Origin of the sequence: Desulfamplus magnetovallimortis (assembly GCF_900170035.1) — a bacterium.
GTDB lineage: Bacteria > Desulfobacterota > Desulfobacteria > Desulfobacterales > Desulfobacteraceae > Desulfamplus > Desulfamplus magnetovallimortis.
The window spans coordinates 1-629 of sequence record NZ_LT828635.1 but is presented as its reverse complement, the minus strand read 5'-3'; the positions used below and the strand labels follow the sequence as shown (position 1 = coordinate 629).

Genomic DNA, 629 nt, shown 5'->3' with positions numbered 1-629 from the left:
TTGTACATGACTGATGACTGTCCAATCATGATGAGTCCATTACCTCCACGCTTTCCCTGCCGAAACTTTGCTGCCTTTCCCTTCTGATTTCGACAAACTCTTCGGCATCTCCATTGAGGATGTTGCCACACCCGTCCATGATTAGAAAGGGAATCAGAACGCCGGCTCCACATTTGGAGCAAAGGATTCCCTCATATACCTTTGGCTCATTTGAGGGATGTTCAGCTTCCTCTTCGGTGAGCAGACTTTCCTTTATCCTTGCAAGAAGTTCCTTGTTATTGTTGCTCAAAAAGCCGTAATAGCGGATCCGGTTAAATCCTGCCGGCATCACATGATGCAGAAACCTGCGTATGAACTCGTCAGCCGGAAGCTCCATCTCTTCCCATATCTCATTGTAATGCTCAACTTCATCAAGCCGTTTATAATTCTTGAACCAGAATCTCACCACACCATTGTCACATGATATGAGCCGGTTGTTGCTGATGGCCACCCGATGGGTGTACATGCCGACATAGCGCACCACGTTTTCCGCTGAACTGAACGGACGCTTTGCATAAACCACCCAGTCATGAAAGAGAAGCTCCCGCAGCCAATCCTTGAACATGGGAAAAGGTTCCAGAGAGGCCAGC

At 48.2% G+C, this 629-nt stretch carries 1 protein-coding gene; it reads right to left on the bottom strand.

Translation table 11 applies throughout. The features are described from left to right. Nucleotides 1-25: 25 nt before the first annotated feature. A partial coding sequence (locus tag MTBBW1_RS27375) for an IS91 family transposase (RefSeq protein ID WP_186441766.1) occupies nucleotides 26-629 on the bottom strand: 604 nt, incomplete at its 5' end.